Raw genomic sequence first — 16,982 nt, 5'->3', positions numbered from 1 at the left:
CCGGATGTGGATCACTAATTTTGGGGGTGTCTTTTGACCCAAACCGGAGTGATCCCCATGACCATCCTCGTTACCGGAGCGACCGGCACAGTCGGCCGCCAAGTTATCGAACAACTCGCCCGGCGCGGCGCCGATGTGCGCGCGCTCGTCCGCGACCCCGCCAAGGCCAACTTTCCGGCGGGCGTCACCGTCGCGCAGGGTGATTTGCTCGACGTCGAATCTCTGCGCGGCGCGTTCTCAGGTGTCTCCACCCTGTTCCTGCTCAACGCTGTCGTACCCGATGAATTCACACAGGCGCTGATTGCGCTCAATCTCGCCCGCGAGGCCGGCATCGAACGGATCGTCTACCTGTCGGTGATCCACAGCGATGTCTACGTGAACGTGCCGCACTTCGCGGGCAAGTTCGGCGTCGAGCGGATGATCGAGCGGATGGGCTTCAACGCCACCATCCTGCGGCCCGCCTATTTCATGAACAACGATCTCACGATCAAGGATGTCGTGCTCGGACACGGTGTCTACCCGATGCCGATCGGCAGCAAGGGTCTCGCCATGATCGACGCACGCGACATCGGCGAGGTCGCGGCGATCGAGCTCATCCGCCGCGGGCAGGCCACCGGGTTGCTCCCGCTCGAGCGGATCAATCTCGTCGGTCCGGCTACGCTGGCCGGTTCGGACGTCGCCGCGATCTGGACAGCGGTGCTGGGCCGCACGATCGCCTATGGCGGCGACGACACCGGCAGGTTCGAGCAGAACCTCAGGCAGTTCATGCCGAGCTGGATGGCTTACGACATGCGCCTCATGAGCGAGCGTTTCCTCAGCGAGGGCATGATCCCCGAGGCTGGCGACGTTGCGCGCCTGACTGCGCTGCTCGGCCGCCCCTTGCGCTCCTATCGCGATTTCGCGGCAGAGATCGTCGGCTCGGCCTGACGGCACGGGAGGAGCAGGCCGAACAGGGATGAACGGCGACAACCATGCCGTCGCTCATGATGCGTCTCCCTTATTGTTATTTTGCTCCGTCATTCCGGGGCGCGACAACGTCGCGAGCCCGGAATCCATGTCTCAACAGTCACTGCGGCCCAATGGATCCCCCAATGTGCAATCGCGCATTGGGGTTCGCTTCGCGCCCCGGATGACGACCTGATATGCCCTACCGCGCGTGCAGCAGTGCGAGCAGGACGACGACTGTGCAGGCGAGCGCCGCAGTGGTCAATTTCCAGAACATCAGCGGGCTGCGCTCCAAGAGCGGCGTGATCCGCGTGTCGAGATAGGCCGGATTGGGCGAGCGCAGCTCGAAGACGAATTCGGACAGATCCTCGTGCCGCTTGTAGGGATCCGGATGCAGAGCGCGCCTGAGTGCGCCATCGACCCACGCAGGCACGTTGCGGTCGTCGCCGGCTGGGCGATACTGGAGCCTCCGCACGTCCGCCTTGCGCCGGATCCTGGCGATTTGGCTGCCGTAGGGAAGCTTTCCCGTGAGCATCTGGTAGCAGATCACGGCCAGCGAAAACATGTCGGAGCGCGGCGAGCCGCCTTCGCCGAGAAAATATTCAGGCGCCGTGTATTGGACCGTGCCCAAAATTTCGTCGGCCTCACCTAGCGGCGCCGCCTCGGTGACGCCTGCCACCCTGACCGATCCGAAGTCGATGATCTTCGCGGTGCCCGTCCTGTCGATCAGGATGTTGTCGGGTCTGAGATCCTGATGCAGCATCTCCATGCGGTGGAAGGCGCGCAAGCCCGCGGCGATCTGCTCGACCAGGCCGCGGACGGTTTCGAGATCGGGGCGCGGATTATCGGTCATCCACTGCTTGAGGGTCTGCCCTTCGATGAATTCGGTCGCGACGTAGAGATAGCTGCGCCGTCTCGACTGCGACAGCGGCTTCAGCACGTGCGGGCTGTCGATCCGGCGCGCGATCCATTCCTCCATCAGGAAGCGCTTGCGATAGGCGGCATTGTCGCGCAGGTCGATCGACGGCAGCTTGAGCGCGACCGGCGCGTCGGTCTCCGCATCGACGGCAAGATAGATATGACTGCGGCTGCTGCCGTGGATCTCCCGGACGATCCGGTAGCCGTCGAACATCGCCCGCGGCTCGGGCAGCGGAGGAAGCGGCAGTTCGGAGGTCTGGTTGAAGATGCCGGTTGGGTCGCGCTGCGGCACCGCATCGACGCGGAGGATCTGGACGGTGATGTTGTCGTCGCTGCCGCGCCGATATGCTTCGTCGACGATCGCCTTCGCCGCCTCGTCGAGTTCGGCCGCGTGTTCGCTAAGCGCGCTCGTGATGAAACGATGATCGACGAATTCGTAGGCGCCGTCGGTTGCCAGGATAAAGGTGTCGCCGGCCTCGATCTCGAAGGCCTGGTAGTCGATCTCGAGCTGCGGGTTGATGCCGAGCGCACGGCCGAGATAGGTCTGCTCCGACGATACGATGATGCGGTGATCGTCGGTCAACTGCTCGAGCGCCTTGCCGGCGACGCGGTAGATGCGGCAATCGCCGACGTGGAAGATGTGCGCGGTGGTCGCCTTGATGACCATGGCGCTGAGGGTGCAGACGTAGCCCTTGTCGCGGTCATAGGCATATTGGCTCTTGCGCGTCTGCGCGTGGAGCCAGGAATTGGTTGCATCCAGCACGCGGCGGGCGGACGTCTTCACCGTCCAGGTTTCCGACGTGCAGTAATAATCCATCAGGAAGCTCTTGACCGCCGACTCGCTGGCGATCTGGCTCACTGTGCTGCTCGAGATCCCGTCGGCCAGAACGGCCGCAATACCCTTCAGGCTGAGCTGAGGCTCTTCCGGAATCAGGACGCCGTGAAAATCCTGGTTGATAGGCTTGCGACCCCTATCGGAGTGCTGGCCGACCGAAATCAGGAGTCCGCGGGTCATCGTCATCACCGGGAGAGGCGGGCCATGAAAGTGCTCGGCCTGCATGGTTCGAGACGCCCGCTTTGGCGGGCTCCTCACCATTAGGGTCTAAGATTTCGCCGCGAAACAAGACCTCATCCTGAGGAGCCCGCCAAAGCGGGCGTCTCGAAGGATCGGCCACAAGCAAACCGCACACCGACTTCTTTTTCAGATGCGATCGCCCTGCCGGGAGAGGGGAGCCTCACCCTGACCGGACGAGGCTCCTCTGTCGAGATATGTTCGATCAGGCCGCAACGCGGGGCGGCGTAGCCTTGCCGGCCTGGCGCTTCGGCAGGGTCATGACGTGCGTGGCGTAGAGGGTCATGCCGGTGAAGGCGAGACCGCCCACGAGGTTGCCGAGCACGGTCGGGATCTCGTTCCAGATCAGATAATCCATGATCGAGAATTTTGCGTGCAGCATCAGGCCCGACGGGAACAGGAACATGTTCACGACGGAATGCTCGAACACCATGTAGAAGAACACCAGGATCGGCATCCACATCGCGATGACCTTGCCGGAGACCGAGGTCGAGATCATGGCGCCGACGACGCCGGTCGAGACCATCCAGTTGCAGAGCATTCCGCGCATGAACAGGGTCGCCATGCCGGCGGCGCCGTGCGCGGCATAGCCGAGCGTTCGCCCTTCGCCGATGTTTCCGATGGCGGCGCCGACCTTGTCCGGGTCCTGCGTGAAGCCGAACGTGGTGACGAACGCCATCATGAAGGCCACGGTGAAGGCGCCGGCGAAGTTGCCGACGAAGACGAGGCCCCAGTTTCGCAGCAGGCCGCCAAGCGTGACGCCCGGGCGCTTGTCGATCAGCGCCAGCGGCGAGAGAACAAACACGCCCGTCAGGAGATCGAAGCCGAGCAGGTACAGCATGGCGAATCCGACCGGAAACAGCAGCGCTCCGATCAGCGGCTGGCCCGTGTTCACGTTGATGGTGACGGCGAACCATGCCGCCAGCGCGAGGATGGCGCCGGCCATGTAGGCCCGGATGATGGTATCCCGGGTGGACATGAAGATCTTGGATTCGCCTGCATCCACCATCTTGGTGACGAATTCCGAAGGCGCGAGATACGACATCAATGGTTCCTTTTGCTTCGTAAGTGGGATCGCCACGCCCAGGAGCGCGGCTGAACATCATTGGCCGTGCGGACAGGTTGCCGCGCACGAGGTCTGGAGAACTTTGGAAGCCTTGGGAATCGCGTCACGACGACCGAGCCGGGGAGGCCGTAAGGCTGTTGAGCTTCCGGGCTGCAGCCGCCAGCGGCCGCAACAATGCGGCAAAGCCGCAGTCATCGTTGACGTCCATGGAAATGCAAATTGCGTGCCGGGTTGATCGGTTAAGAAAATAAAGTGATATCAAATAGATGGTGCGCTCGCTGGTCCGGCTTTTGCGTGCGCTGCGGCCCTTTGCTTAAGCGATTGCATAAGTTTTGTGCGCTGCACACCGAGTGGGCAGATCGCAAATTTCCCGTGCGGAACAACGCCTGCGACAGTCTGGCACAGCCTTCGTAACCCACTCACTAGCCAAGGTTTTCCGCCACAGCGCGCTTGGCATGAAGCTTGAATAGTTCCAGGCCGACGCCATTGAAGCCGTCCCGCGAGACTTCTCATCCGAATTGCCGACGCCACCAGGCGGGGTTTCCCCGTCGCGCGTTCGCATGCGCTGCTTCAGGCGTCGCCGGACGGACGGGCTGCTCGTGTGCACTGACGCAATCATTCGCAACGACGCAAAGGACGACACCAGTTATGACCAAGCGCATTCGCCGGCCCTCGGAGAGTGGCCTCAGCCGCCGCCAATTGTTGAAGGCGACCGGCAGCACCGCCGCACTTCTCGCCGCAGTTAAGCTGAATTTCCCTGCCGGCGCGTTCGCGCAGGATGCGGGCCCCGAGGTCAAGGGCGCCAAGCTTGGCTTCATCGCACTGAGCGACGCGGGCCCGCTGTTCGTCGCCAAGGACAAGGGCCTGTTCGCCAAATACGGCATGCCCGACGTCGACGTGCAGAAGCAGGCGTCTTGGGGCACCACGCGCGACAACCTCGTGCTGGGGTCCGAAGGCAACGGCATCGACGGCGCGCATATTCTCACCCCGATGCCGTATCTGATCTCGGCCGGTAAGGTGACGCAGAACAACCAGCCGACGCCGATGTACATTCTGGCGCGGCTCAATCTCGACAGCCAGTGCATCTCCGTTGCGAACGAGTATGCCGATCTCAAGCTCGGCGTCGATGCATCTCCGTTCAAGGCTGCCCTGGAGAAGAAGAAGGCCTCCGGCAAGTCCGTGAAGGCGGCGATGACCTTCCCCGGCGGTACGCATGACCTCTGGATCCGCTACTGGCTCGCGGCCGGCGGCATCGATCCCGACAAGGACATCGAAACCATCGTGGTGCCGCCGCCGCAGATGGTGGCCAACATGAAGGTCGGCACCATGGACTGCTTCTGCGTCGGCGAGCCCTGGAACCTGCAGCTGATCCACCAGAATATCGGCTACACGGCGGTCACGACCGGCGAACTCTGGAACAAGCATCCCGAAAAATCTTTCGGCATGCGAGCAGCCTTCGTCGACAAATATCCGAAGGCCGCCAAGGCGATGTTGATGGCCGTGATGGAGGCCCAGCAATGGTCCGACAAGGCCGAGAACAAGCCCGAGCTCGCGGCGATCATGGGCAAGCGGCAGTGGATGAACTGCCCGGTTGAAGACGTGCTCGACCGCACCGCCGGCAAGTTCGATTACGGTCTTCCCGGCAAGGTGGTCGAGAATTCGCCGCACGTCATGAAGTATTGGCGCGACTTCGCCTCCTATCCGTTCAGGAGCCACGACCTATGGTTCATGACCGAGGACATCCGCTGGGGCAAGTACGAGCCGACCTTCGACAGCAAGGCGCTGATTGCGAAGGTCAACCGCGAAGACATGTGGCGCGATGCGGCCAAGACGCTCGGTGTCGCAGCCTCCGAGATCCCGACCTCGACCTCGCGCGGCAAGGAGACCTTCTTCGACGGCAAGGTGTTCGATCCCGAAAATCCGGCCGCCTATCTGAAATCGCTCGCGATCAAGCGCGTCGAAGTCTGATGGGAGCCAGCGGCCGCCCGGTGGGCGGCCGCATCGTCCTTGCGAAGCCGGAGAGAGATTGCAATGAACATGCCTGCCACCAAGATGGACATTGAGACCGCGACGCCTGCGGGTCCCGCCGCGCCGGTCGTCGCGATGACGCCGAAGCGGCCGCCACGGAGCGAGACATACGCGCGGATGGCGAGGGAGACCGCCGTTCGCGTCATCCCACCGCTGGTCGTGGTCGCGCTGCTGGCGCTGGTATGGGAGCTCATCTGCCGCCGCGCGGGCTCGGCGCTGCCGCCGCCATCAAAGGTGTTCAAGGACACCAAGGAGCTGATCCTCGATCCGTTCTTCGACCATGGCGGCATCGACAAGGGTCTGTTCTGGCATCTCTCCGCCAGCCTGCAGCGCGTCGCGCTCGGCTATTCGCTCTCCGCGGTCGCCGGCATCGCGCTCGGTGTGCTGGTCGGGCAATCGGTCTGGGCGATGCGCGGGCTCGATCCGCTGTTCCAGGTGCTGCGCACAATCCCGCCGCTGGCCTGGCTGCCGCTGTCGCTCGCGGCGTTCCGCGACGGCCAGCCCTCGGCGATCTTCGTCATCTTCATCACCTCGATCTGGCCGATCATCATCAACACCGCGGTCGGTGTCCGCAACATTCCGCAGGACTATCGCAACGTCGCGGCAGTGGTGCAGCTCAATCCGCTCGAGTTCTTCGGCAAGATCATGATCCCGGCGGCGGCGCCCTATATCTTCACGGGGCTTCGCATCGGCATCGGCCTGTCGTGGCTTGCGATCGTCGCGGCGGAGATGCTGATCGGCGGCGTCGGCATCGGCTTCTTCATCTGGGATGCCTGGAATTCCTCGCACATCAGCGAGATCATCTTGGCACTGTTCTACGTCGGAATCATCGGCTTCGTGCTCGACCGCCTGATCGCAGGCCTCGGCAAGATCGTCACCCGCGGCACCGCGCAGAACTGAGGGGAGAGAGCACATGACCGCCTATCTGAAGCTCGACCACATCGACAAGATTTTTACCCGCGGCGCCGCCTCCACGGAGGTGCTGAAGGACATCAGCCTGACGATCGAGAAGGGCGAATACGTTTCGATCATCGGCCATTCCGGCTGCGGCAAGTCGACCCTGCTGAACATCATCGCAGGCCTGACCGGCGCCACCACCGGCGGCGTGCTGCTGGAGAACCGCGAGGTCAACTCGCCGGGTCCCGACCGCGCCGTGGTGTTCCAGAACCACAGCCTGCTGCCTTGGCTCACTGTCTACGAGAACGTCAGGCTCGGCGTCGACAAGGTCTTTGCCAGGACCAAGTCGCGCGCCGAACGCGACGCCTGGGTCATGCACAATCTCAACCTCGTGCAGATGGCGCATGCCAAGGACAAACGCCCCTCGGAAGTCAGTGGCGGCATGAAGCAGCGCGTCGGCATTGCCCGCGCGCTCGCCATGGAGCCGAAGGTGCTGCTGCTCGACGAGCCCTTCGGCGCGCTCGACGCGCTGACCCGCGCGCATCTCCAGGATTCGGTGATGGCGCTGCACCAGAAGCTCGGCAACACCATTTTGATGATCACCCACGATGTCGACGAGGCCGTGCTGCTCTCCGACCGCATCGTGATGATGACAAACGGTCCGTCCGCGCGCATCGGTGAGGTGCTGGAGGTGCCGCTGGCGCGCCCGCGCAAGCGGCTCGAGCTCGCCACCAACACCACCTATCTGAAGTGCCGGCAGCGCGTGCTCGAATTCCTCTATGAGCGACACCGCTTCGTCGAAGCCGCGTAAGCGCGTCGTTAACACGTGACGTGCTCGCACAAATAACAGACATCGCGCTCAATTCTTGTGCGCCGCACAAGGATTGAGCGAATCGCAAAATTTGCATGCGAAATCTGCCTGCAAAAGCTTCGGGCAACGCGAATAAGCCCCTGAATTCTCTGTATTTCCCAATCGCGCGCAATTGGCACGGAAATTGAAGCACCCTTTCTGACGCCAACGACGACGTCCCTCAACATCATCAATCAGCATCGTGAACTCGCCACCGGGGCTTGGCCTCGGCGCGCGCCTCCTTGCCTGGAGGCTGAGCCTGCAACGGCGCAGCGGTGAGCCTAGAAGGGATACTCAATGACGAAGAATCCGACTCTGAACTCCACATGGATTTCAGACTGGCGCCCCGAAGACGAGGCGTTCTGGAATGCGACTGGCAAGACCATCGCGCGACGCAACCTGATCTGGTCGATCGTGGCCGAGCATATCGGCTTCTCGGTGTGGCTGATCTGGAGCATCGTCACCACCAAGCTGCCGCAGGCGGGCTTCCATTACACCACCGACCAGCTGTTCCAGCTCGTCGCGGTGCCGGGACTGATCGGCGCCTTGATGCGCTTTCCCTATACGTTCGCGGTCACGACTTTCGGCGGCCGCAACTGGACCATCTTCAGCGCGGCGATCTTGTTCATCCCGACGCTGTCGCTCGCTTATTTCGTGAGCGAGCCCGACACGCCGTTCTGGCTGATGCTGCTGATTGCCTCGACCGCGGGCCTCGGCGGCGGCAACTTCGCCTCCAGCATGACCAACATCTCGTTCTTCTTCCCCGACCGGATGAAGGGATGGGCGCTCGGCCTGAACGCGGCCGGCGGCAATATCGGCGTCTCCAGCGTGCAGCTGCTGACCCCGATCCTGATGACGCTCGCCGTCATCAATCTGTTCCAGGCGAGCCCCGTCGACGGCGTCTTCCTTCAGAACGCCGGTCTGATGTGGGTGCTGCCGATCGCGATCGCGGTGTTCGGCGCGGTGTTCTTCATGAACAATCTCACCACGGCCAAGTCGTCGATCAAGAACCAGCTCGCGGTGGTCAAGCGCAAGCACACCTGGATCATGGCGTATCTCTATATCGGCACGTTCGGATCCTTCATCGGCTATTCCGCGGCATTCCCGCTGCTAATCAAGACGCAATTCCCCACGGTGACGATCGCGATCGCATTCCTCGGGCCTCTCGTCGGATCGCTGTCGCGGCCGTTGGGCGGCTGGCTCGCCGACAAGATCGGTGGCTCCATCATCACATTCTGGAATTTCATTGCGATGGCGGCGGCGACGGTCGGCGTGGTCTATTTCGTCGGGCAAAAGGATTTTATCGGCTTCCTGTCAATGTTCCTGATCCTGTTTGTGACCACGGGCATCGGCAACGGCTCGACCTACCGCATGATCCCCTCGATCTTTCGCGAGCAGAACCTGTTCAAGGTGCGCGGCCAGGGCGATGTGGCGCGTGCGCTGGCCATGAAGACGGCGAGCATCGAGAGCGGTGCGGCGGTCGGCTTCATCGGCGCGGTCGGTGCCGTCGGCGGCTATCTGATCCCGAGCGGTTTCGGCAAGTCGATCGCCCTGACCGGCGGACCGCAGCTCGCGCTCGCGATCTATCTCGCTTTCTACGCCTCCTGCCTCGCGCTGACCTGGTGGTTCTACCTGCGTCGCAGCCCGCAGGGTGAAGGCGCGCCAAGCCTCGCCGAAGCGCGGGTCTGACTCTTGGTGCGAGCCTAACACTTGGTACGAATCTCGCTTCTTCCCGTACGCGGGGAGAAGCATTGGCCGGAAAGTTTGACCCATGAACTTTTTCCGCAATGGCGCGGACAAAGGCGGACCTAACAGCCAGGAGAACATCATGACGCCCGAACAGATCACCCTCGTCCAGCAGAGCTTTTCCAAGGTCGCGCCGATTTCCGCGCAGGCTGCGGTGCTGTTCTACGATCGCCTGTTCGAGGTGGCGCCGTCCGTGCGCGCGATGTTTCCCGAGGACATGACCGAGCAGCGCAAGAAGCTGATGGGCATGCTCGCCGCCGTCGTCGGCGGCCTGTCGAACCTGGAATCAATCCTTCCCGCGGCCTCGGCGCTGGCCAAGCGTCACGTCGCTTACGGCGCCAAGGCCGAGCACTATCCGGTGGTCGGCGCGACCTTGCTGTGGACCCTGGAAAAGGGTCTCGGCGAAGCCTGGACGCCCGAACTGGCAAAAGCCTGGACCGACGCCTACGGCGTGCTGTCCGGCTTCATGATTTCCGAGGCCTACGGCGCGCAGCCGCAGGCCGCTGAATAGGAGATGTCTCGTGAGTGAACCGCTCGTCATCGTCGGTAACGGTATGGCGGCCGCGCGTTTGGTCGATGAACTCGCCAAGACCTCGCTCGGCCGCTACGCGGTCGCCGTGATCGGCGAAGAGCCGCGGCTCGCTTACAACCGCGTGCTGCTCTCCTCCGTGCTTGCCGGGGAGACCGGCTCGCACGAGATCGAGCTCAGGCCGGCCGACTGGTGGCGCCATCGCGGCGTCACGGTGCGCTATGGCTATCGTGTCACCGAGATCGATACCGGTCGCCGCGAGCTTAAGATCGAAGGCGAGGAGAGCATGGAATATTCCAAACTCGTGCTCGCCACCGGCTCGACGCCGCTGCGGCTGAACGTATCAGGCGCCGACCTTGCCGGCGTGCACACCTTCCGCGACACCCGCGACGTCGACCTGCTGCTGACGCTCGCCGCGGCCAAGAAGCGCGTCGTCGTGGTCGGCGGCGGCCTGCTCGGGCTCGAAGCGGCCTATGGGCTGGCCAAGGCCGGTGCGCCGGTGACGCTATTGCATCTGATGGACCGGCTGATGGAGCGCCAGCTCGATCTGCCGGCCGCCGACCTGCTCAAGACGCTGGTCGAGCGCAAGGGCATCCGCATACTCCTCAATGCCTCGACCGCCCGCATCCATGGTGAGGGGCACGTCGAAGCCGTCGAGCTCGCCGACGGCAGCCGCATCGAAGCCGACGCCGTGATCTTCGCCGCCGGCATCAGGCCCAACGTCGCGCTGGCCAAGGACGCCGGCATCGCGGTCAACCGCGGCATCGTCGTCAACGATGAGATGCAGACGGGCTCGCCCGACATCTACGCGCTCGGCGAATGCGCCGAACATCGCGGCATCTGCTATGGCCTGGTCGAGCCGGCCTATGAGCAGGCGCGGGTGCTGGCGCGGCATCTTGCCGGCCGGCCTGCTTCCTACCAGGGCAGCGTGGTCTCGACCAATCTGAAAGTCTCGGGCGTCAGCGTGTTTTCCGCCGGCGACTTCATGGGCGGGGAGGGCAGCGAGAGCCTGGTCCTCACCGACCGCAGGCGCGGCACCTACAAGAAGCTCGTCATCGCCGACGGCCGGCTCACCGGCGCCGTGCTGATCGGCGATACCATCGATGCGCTCTGGTATCTCGAGCTGATCCGCAATCGCGAAAAGGTTGTAGCAATCCGCACGGACATGATGTTCGGCCGCGCGCTCGCGCGTCCCTCCAAAGCAGCTTAACGGGGCGGCTCGAGATGACGGTGATTGATCCCACGCTGCGCACCACCAAGACGACATGCCCCTATTGCGGCGTCGGCTGCGGTGTGCTGGCGACGCCCGACGGCAACGGCGGCGCGGCGATCGCAGGCGATCCCGATCATCCCGCCAATTTCGGCCGGCTCTGCTCGAAGGGCTCGGCGCTCGGCGAGACCGTGGGGCTGGAAAGCCGGCTGCTCTATCCGATGATCCGCTGCAAGGGCGTGCTCGAACGCGTCGCCTGGAGCGATGCGCTCGATCATGTCGCCCATCGCATGCAGCACATCGTTGCGCGCGACGGCGCGGACGCGGTCGCATTTTATCTTTCCGGCCAGCTTCTCACCGAGGACTATTACGTCGCCAACAAGCTGATGAAAGGTTTCGTCGGCACGGCCAACGTCGACACCAACTCGCGGCTTTGTATGTCTTCCTCCGTCGCCGGCCATCGCCGCGCCTTCGGGGCCGATACCGTGCCCGGCTGCTACGAGGATCTCGACGAGGCCGATCTTCTGGTCTTCGTCGGCTCGAACGCCGCCTGGTGCCATCCGGTGCTGTTCCAGCGCATGCTGAGGAATCGGCAGGAGCGCGGCGCGCGCATGATCGTGATCGATCCGCGCCGCACCGACACGGCCGGCGATGTCGATCTGTTTCTGGGCCTCAAGCCCGGCACCGACACCGCGCTATTCTCAGGTCTCTTTGTCCATCTCGCCGACAACGGTGCACTGGACCAGGACTATATCGCAGAGAACACCTCCGGCTTTGATGACGCGCTGGCCCGTGCGCGCAGCATTGCCGGCAACGTCACTGCGACCGCGCTTGCCACCGGCCTCACCGAGCAGGATGTCGCGAGCTTCTTCAAGATGTTCCGCGACACGCCGCGCGTCGTGACGCTGTATTCGCAAGGCGTCAACCAGTCGGCGCAGGGCACCGACAAGGTCAACGCGATCCTGAACTGCCATCTTGCCACCGGGCGTATCGGCAAGCCGGGCGCTTCGCCGTTCTCGCTCACCGGCCAGCCCAATGCGATGGGCGGCCGCGAAGTCGGCGGCCTCGCCAACCAGCTCGCCGCGCATATGAACTTCACGCCGCCGGACATCGATCGCGTGCGGCGGTTCTGGAAGGCGCCGCGCATCGCCACCCACGAGGGGCTGAAGGCGGTGCAGCTGTTCGAAGCCATCGACCGCGGCGAGGTCAAGGCGTTGTGGGTGATGGGCACCAATCCGGCGGTGTCGCTGCCCGATGCGGACTTCGTGCGCGAGGCGCTGAAGAAGCTCGAACTGTTCGTAGTGTCCGAGAATGTGCTTTCCAACGACACCGTCGACGCTGGCCCGCACGTGCTGCTGCCGGCGCTCGCCTGGGGCGAGAAGTCGGGCACCGTGACCAATTCCGAGCGCCGCATCTCGCGCCAGCGCTCGTTCCTGCCGGCGCCGGGCGAGGCGCGGCCGGACTGGTGGATCCTCAGCGAAACCGCCAAGCGCCTCGGCTTCGGCGACAGCTTCAATTACAGATCGGCCGCGGATATCTTCCGCGAACATGCCGCGCTTTCGGCGTTCGAGAACGATGGCAGCCGCGATTTTGACATCGGCGCGCTCACCGCGTTGTCCGACGAGGCCTTCGACGCATTGAAGCCCGTGCAGTGGCCCGCGCGCGAAGGCGGGGCGCCCGGCGAGCGCTTCTTCGCGAGCGGCGGCTTCTTCACCAATGACGGCAAGGGCCGCTTCATCGCGCCGGAGGTGCCGGCGCTGCGCGGCGAAACCGGCGCCTCGCGCCCGCTGCGGCTCAACACCGGGCGCATCCGCGATCAGTGGCACACCATGACGCGCACCGGCCTGAGCCAGCGGCTCGGCGCGCATCTGCCCGAGCCGTTCGTCGAGATCCATCCCGACGATGCCAACAAGTTCGGCGTCGTCCATGATGGCTTTGCCCGCATCACCACCGACTACGGCCAGTGCATCCTGAAGGTCGTCGTCAGCGAGCGGCAGCAGCGCGGCACGCTGTTCGCGCCGATCCACTGGAGCGCAATGAACGCCTCGCACGGCCGCGTCGGCGCGCTGGTGCAGTCTTTCACCGATCCGTTCTCGGGGCAGCCGGAATCGAAAGCGACGCCGGCTGCGATCACGCCGTATGAATACGTCTTCCGCGGCTTCGCGCTGTCGCGCAAGCAGCTCGACCTGCCGCCGAACCTGTTGTGGACGCGCGTCAGCGTCGCCGGCGGCTTCGGTTATCTCTTCGCGGACAATGCCGATCTCGCGCGCTGGCCGGCCTGGCTCGACGGCGTCGCCGGCGAGGATGTCGCTGACTATCGCGATTTCGGTGGCGGCGTCTATCGCGCCGCCTCGTTCGCGGGCGATCGCATCGAGACCTGCCTGTTCGTCGGCCCCGCCCACGACGCCGGCGACTGGGAGGTGGTGAAGAGCCTGTTCGTGGCCGATCACGTCACCGACGAAGAGCGCCGCATGCTGCTGTCCGGCAAGTCCGGCGAGGGCGCCGCCTCGACCGGCCCCATCGTCTGCGCCTGCTTCGGCGTCGGCCGCGGCACGATCTGCGACACCATCTCCGCCGGCGCGCGCACGGCTGCCGAGATCGGCACAAAACTCAAGGCCGGCACCAATTGCGGCTCCTGCATCCCCGAGCTGAAGCGCCTGATCGCGACGAGCGAGGCCGCGCCGCCAAAGCAGGCCAAGCTCGCGGGCGCAGCGGGTTAAGACCGGCTCTTTCCATTGTCATTGCGAGCGCAGCGAAGCAATCCAGAGTCTTTTCGCGGAGCCAGTCTGGATTGCTTCGCTACGCTCGCAATGACGGTGTGGACGTAGCTGTACACGAATTCTGCGATGACACCCGCAGCAATCGACGGCCGCAACGCTGTCCCATATGATGCCTCGTTGGAGAGCTTGCTGGTCACGCATCTCGGTGAACTGAACTCTTGAGCTCCGTCGTGGTTGCTTGGACGAGAGATCGGCAGCGGAGAAGAACATGAACACAAATCCCTTCGGCGAGACCGGCGCCAACGTCTCCGTCATCGGGCAGGGCACCTGGTATCTCGACCATGGCGACCGCAAGCGCGCGATCACGGCGCTGCAGCGTGGGCTCGATCTCGGCATGACTCATATCGACACCGCCGAGATGTACGGCGACGCCGAGCTCGTCATTGCGGACGCGATCGCGGGCCGCCGTGAAGAAGTGTTCCTTGTCTCAAAGGTGCTGCCGAGCAACGCCTCGCGCCGCGGCACCATTGCCGCCTGCGAGCGCTCGCTGAAGCGGCTCAAGACCGACCGGCTCGATTGTTATCTCTTGCATTGGCGCGGTTCCTATCCGCTGGAAGACACCGTCGCCGCGTTCGAGGAACTGGTGAAGACCGGCAAGATCAAATCCTGGGGCGTTTCCAATTTCGATGCCGACGATCTCGACGAGATTCTCGACATCGCAGGCGAGGGCAGGATCGCCTGCAATCAGGTGCTCTATCATCTGAAGCAACGCGCGATCGAGCACGCGGTGATCCCCTGGTGCGAGCGGCACGGCACAGCGGTGGTCGCCTATTCGCCATTCGGTCATGACGATTTCCCGACGAGCAACAGCAAGGGCGGCGCAGTGCTAGCGCGCATTGCGGAAACACGTGGTGCGACGCCGCACCAGGTCGCGCTGAGCTTCCTTACCCGGGCAACTACGGTGTTCGCAATTCCGAAGGCATCGTCCGCGGAACACGCGGGCGAAAACGCGGCAGCCGGCGATCTCGTGCTGACGAAAGACGAGACTGCGGCGTTGGACGCGGCGTTCCCGCGCGGTCCCAAGCCGCGCGGCCTGCCCATGCTGTAGTGCAGCAACGCGCATTGTTAATGGAATAACGCGCATTGTTAATGGAATATTGACGCGCGCGGCGATCGGCGCATATCGGCATCCTGTTTTCTGAAGTTGTGAAAGCGGCGCATTTGTCGTTTTTTACGGCCGCTCACGATTCGCATTTTCCAGAGTTCCAGCCGTGACTCCGCCGCCCGCCGCAGCCGCAAGGCTCGATAGTATTTCCATGCCTATGCCCGAAAAGAAGAAGGTTGGCCGCCGCGCACCCGCGCGCGTCGATCATCCCTTCAAGGGCATTGCGCTGGTGCTGTTGTCGACCGTGTTCCTCGGCTGCTCCGACATTACCGCGAAATATCTGTCGACGAGCCTGCCTTCGATCGAGATCACCTGGATCCGCTTCGTCACGTTCGCGCTGATGTTCACGCCGGTGATGCTGCCGCGCTCGCCGCTCTATGCGATGCATACCCAGCGGCTCGGTTTGCAGCTGATGCGGGGCGCCGCGCTGCTTGGCTCCTCGCTCTTCTTCATCACTGGCCTCGGTTTCCTGCCGATCGCGGAAGCCTCGGCCACCGGCTTCGTCTCGCCGCTGTTCGTCACTGCGTTGTCGATCATCTTCCTCAGCGAGAAGGTCGGCATGCGCCGCTGGATCGCGACGGCAATAGGGTTGATGGGCGTGATGATCATCTTGCGGCCTGGCTCGAGCGCGTTTCACGTCGCCGCCGTCTTCCCGATCATCTCGGCGTTCTGCTGGGCTGCTGCACTGATCCTGACGCGCATGATCAGCGGGCGCGAAGCCGTCGTCACCACGATGGCCTATTCCGCGCTCACCGGCGTTGCGATCCTCTCCGTGATGGTGCCGTTCGTCTGGGTGACGCCGAGCTGGACCGCGATCGGGCTTGGCATCGTGATCGGTGTTGCGTCCACGGTGGGCCAGTGGATCATCGTGCTCGCCTATCGCTATGGCGATGCCTCGGTGCTGGCGCCGTTCTCCTACACGCAATTGCTCTGGGTCAGCATTCTGGGCTTCTTCATCTTCGGCGAATTGCCCGACGTCTGGACCATCACTGGTGCTGCCTTCATCGTCGCAAGTGGTCTCTACATCGCCCATCGCGAACGCATCCGCCGGGCCCAGCTCCTGATCCTGGAAGAGCGTTCGCCGAACGCCTGACGCCGATCCCGAGACGCGCACCAAGATTGTCGTGCAGCCCTGGCGATAGCACCCGTCATTGCGAGCGAAGCGAACCAATCCAGGCTGCCGACGCGGAGAGGTTCTGGCTTGCTTCGCGGAGCCTGTCATCGGGCCGCGCTTTGCGCGGACCCGTTGGCTCGCAATGACGGGGAGTCGGAGGCCCTACACCGGCAGCGCGATCGAATACTTCACCTGGCTCAGTGCAAAGCTCGACTCGATCGAGGCAATGCCGTCGAGCCGGGTCAGCTTGGTCTTGAGGAAGGTCTCGTAGGAGGCGAGGTCGGCCGCCACCACGCGGAGCAGGTAGTCGCGGTTTCCGGTCATCAGATAGCATTCCAGCACCTCGTCCCATTTCGAGATCGCGCGCGCAAAGCGGTTGAGGTCCTCCTCCTTCTGCCGCGCCAGCTTGATCGAGATAAAGACGCTGACATGCAGTCCCAGCGCCTTCTGGTCGACGGTCGCGATATAGCGCGAGATAACGCCGCGCTCCTCCAGCAGCTTGACGCGGCGATGGCAGGGTGAGACCGAGAGCCCGACCTTGTCGGCGAGCTCCTGCATGGTCAGCCGGCTGTCGTTCTGGAGCAAAGCGAGGATCTTGCGGTCGATGGCGTCGAGCTCGGGCATTGGGATGAAACCTGTGTTCCATGGGCATAGACTGGTAAAATATCCCAATACGGGCGGGTATGGCGCGAAAAATTGAGAAATCTGGCGCAGCCGGCAGG

The 16,982-nt window shown here is 63.6% G+C and carries 13 protein-coding genes; 10 read left to right on the top strand and 3 right to left on the bottom strand.

Annotated elements, in window-relative coordinates; all coding sequences use genetic code 11:
• Positions 1-57: 57 nt before the first annotated feature.
• Positions 58-927 carry an SDR family oxidoreductase gene (locus FXV83_RS02590; RefSeq protein ID WP_148737466.1) on the top strand — a complete coding sequence of 290 codons (870 nt, stop codon included), beginning with the start codon at positions 58-60 and terminating at the stop codon, positions 925-927.
• Positions 928-1,147: 220 nt separating this feature from the next.
• Here the strand turns inward: FXV83_RS02590 and FXV83_RS02585 are convergent, their stop codons facing one another.
• Positions 1,148-2,884 (bottom strand): bifunctional protein-serine/threonine kinase/phosphatase, encoded by a 1,737-nt coding sequence (locus FXV83_RS02585; protein ID WP_187435611.1) that lies wholly within the window; start codon positions 2,882-2,884, stop codon positions 1,148-1,150.
• A gap of 256 nt (positions 2,885-3,140) precedes the next feature.
• Positions 3,141-3,980, bottom strand: coding sequence for a formate/nitrite transporter family protein (locus FXV83_RS02580; RefSeq protein ID WP_148737465.1), 840 nt, complete (start codon positions 3,978-3,980; stop codon positions 3,141-3,143).
• 669 nt (positions 3,981-4,649) lie between these two features.
• Between FXV83_RS02580 and FXV83_RS02575 the strand changes: the two genes are divergently transcribed.
• The 9 genes from FXV83_RS02575 (at position 4,650) to FXV83_RS02535 (ending at position 16,239) form a co-directional block, all read left to right on the top strand.
• Complete coding sequence (locus FXV83_RS02575) at positions 4,650-5,969, top strand: CmpA/NrtA family ABC transporter substrate-binding protein (protein ID WP_148737463.1); 1,320 nt, start codon at positions 4,650-4,652, stop codon at positions 5,967-5,969.
• A 63-nt stretch (positions 5,970-6,032) separates the two neighbouring features.
• Positions 6,033-6,929, top strand: coding sequence for a nitrate ABC transporter permease (gene ntrB, locus FXV83_RS02570; RefSeq protein WP_148737461.1), 897 nt, complete (start codon positions 6,033-6,035; stop codon positions 6,927-6,929).
• Between the two features lie 13 nt (positions 6,930-6,942).
• Complete coding sequence (locus FXV83_RS02565; protein WP_148737459.1) at positions 6,943-7,737, top strand: ABC transporter ATP-binding protein; 795 nt, start codon at positions 6,943-6,945, stop codon at positions 7,735-7,737.
• Between the two features lie 336 nt (positions 7,738-8,073).
• Positions 8,074-9,465: an MFS transporter gene (locus FXV83_RS02560; protein ID WP_148737457.1), complete on the top strand. Its 1,392-nt coding sequence runs from the start codon at positions 8,074-8,076 to the stop codon at positions 9,463-9,465.
• 139 nt (positions 9,466-9,604) lie between these two features.
• Positions 9,605-10,033: a globin family protein gene (locus FXV83_RS02555; RefSeq protein ID WP_148737455.1), complete on the top strand. Its 429-nt coding sequence runs from the start codon at positions 9,605-9,607 to the stop codon at positions 10,031-10,033.
• Positions 10,034-10,043: 10 nt separating this feature from the next.
• Positions 10,044-11,261, top strand: coding sequence for an NAD(P)/FAD-dependent oxidoreductase (locus FXV83_RS02550; RefSeq protein WP_187435608.1), 1,218 nt, complete (start codon positions 10,044-10,046; stop codon positions 11,259-11,261).
• Positions 11,262-11,275: 14 nt separating this feature from the next.
• On the top strand, positions 11,276-13,981 hold the full coding sequence (locus FXV83_RS02545; RefSeq protein WP_148737451.1) for a nitrate reductase: 2,706 nt from the start codon (positions 11,276-11,278) through the stop codon (positions 13,979-13,981).
• 268 nt (positions 13,982-14,249) lie between these two features.
• Positions 14,250-15,089, top strand: a complete 840-nt coding sequence (locus tag FXV83_RS02540) for an aldo/keto reductase (RefSeq protein WP_148737449.1) — start codon at positions 14,250-14,252, stop codon at positions 15,087-15,089.
• A gap of 208 nt (positions 15,090-15,297) precedes the next feature.
• Positions 15,298-16,239: a DMT family transporter gene (locus tag FXV83_RS02535; RefSeq protein ID WP_187435607.1), complete on the top strand. Its 942-nt coding sequence runs from the start codon at positions 15,298-15,300 to the stop codon at positions 16,237-16,239.
• A 183-nt stretch (positions 16,240-16,422) separates the two neighbouring features.
• On the opposite strand, the gene FXV83_RS02530 is transcribed toward FXV83_RS02535, so the two are convergent.
• Positions 16,423-16,884, bottom strand: coding sequence for an Lrp/AsnC family transcriptional regulator (locus FXV83_RS02530; RefSeq protein ID WP_148737445.1), 462 nt, complete (start codon positions 16,882-16,884; stop codon positions 16,423-16,425).
• Positions 16,885-16,982 lie beyond the last annotated feature (98 nt).

This window comes from Bradyrhizobium hipponense (assembly GCF_008123965.1).
Lineage (GTDB): Bacteria > Pseudomonadota > Alphaproteobacteria > Rhizobiales > Xanthobacteraceae > Bradyrhizobium > Bradyrhizobium hipponense.
The sequence above is the reverse complement of the archived record's forward strand: the minus strand, read 5'-3'. Positions and strand labels throughout refer to the sequence as shown.

Excerpts from the sequence above, each read along its gene's own strand:
- ntrB (WP_148737461.1), top strand. The coding sequence starts at position 6,033 with ATGAACATGCCTGCCACCAAGATGGACATTGAGACCGCGACGCCTGCG.
- FXV83_RS02560 (WP_148737457.1), top strand. The coding sequence starts at position 8,074 with ATGACGAAGAATCCGACTCTGAACTCCACATGGATTTCAGACTGGCGC.
- FXV83_RS02555 (WP_148737455.1), top strand. The coding sequence starts at position 9,605 with ATGACGCCCGAACAGATCACCCTCGTCCAGCAGAGCTTTTCCAAGGTC.
- FXV83_RS02585 (WP_187435611.1), bottom strand. The coding sequence starts at position 2,884 with ATGACGATGACCCGCGGACTCCTGATTTCGGTCGGCCAGCACTCCGAT.
- FXV83_RS02575 (WP_148737463.1), top strand. The coding sequence starts at position 4,650 with ATGACCAAGCGCATTCGCCGGCCCTCGGAGAGTGGCCTCAGCCGCCGC.
- FXV83_RS02545 (WP_148737451.1), top strand. The coding sequence starts at position 11,276 with ATGACGGTGATTGATCCCACGCTGCGCACCACCAAGACGACATGCCCC.
- FXV83_RS02540 (WP_148737449.1), top strand. The coding sequence starts at position 14,250 with ATGAACACAAATCCCTTCGGCGAGACCGGCGCCAACGTCTCCGTCATC.
- FXV83_RS02535 (WP_187435607.1), top strand. The coding sequence starts at position 15,298 with ATGCCTATGCCCGAAAAGAAGAAGGTTGGCCGCCGCGCACCCGCGCGC.
- FXV83_RS02590 (WP_148737466.1), top strand. The coding sequence starts at position 58 with ATGACCATCCTCGTTACCGGAGCGACCGGCACAGTCGGCCGCCAAGTT.
- FXV83_RS02530 (WP_148737445.1), bottom strand. The coding sequence starts at position 16,884 with ATGCCCGAGCTCGACGCCATCGACCGCAAGATCCTCGCTTTGCTCCAG.
- FXV83_RS02580 (WP_148737465.1), bottom strand. The coding sequence starts at position 3,980 with ATGTCGTATCTCGCGCCTTCGGAATTCGTCACCAAGATGGTGGATGCA.
- FXV83_RS02565 (WP_148737459.1), top strand. The coding sequence starts at position 6,943 with ATGACCGCCTATCTGAAGCTCGACCACATCGACAAGATTTTTACCCGC.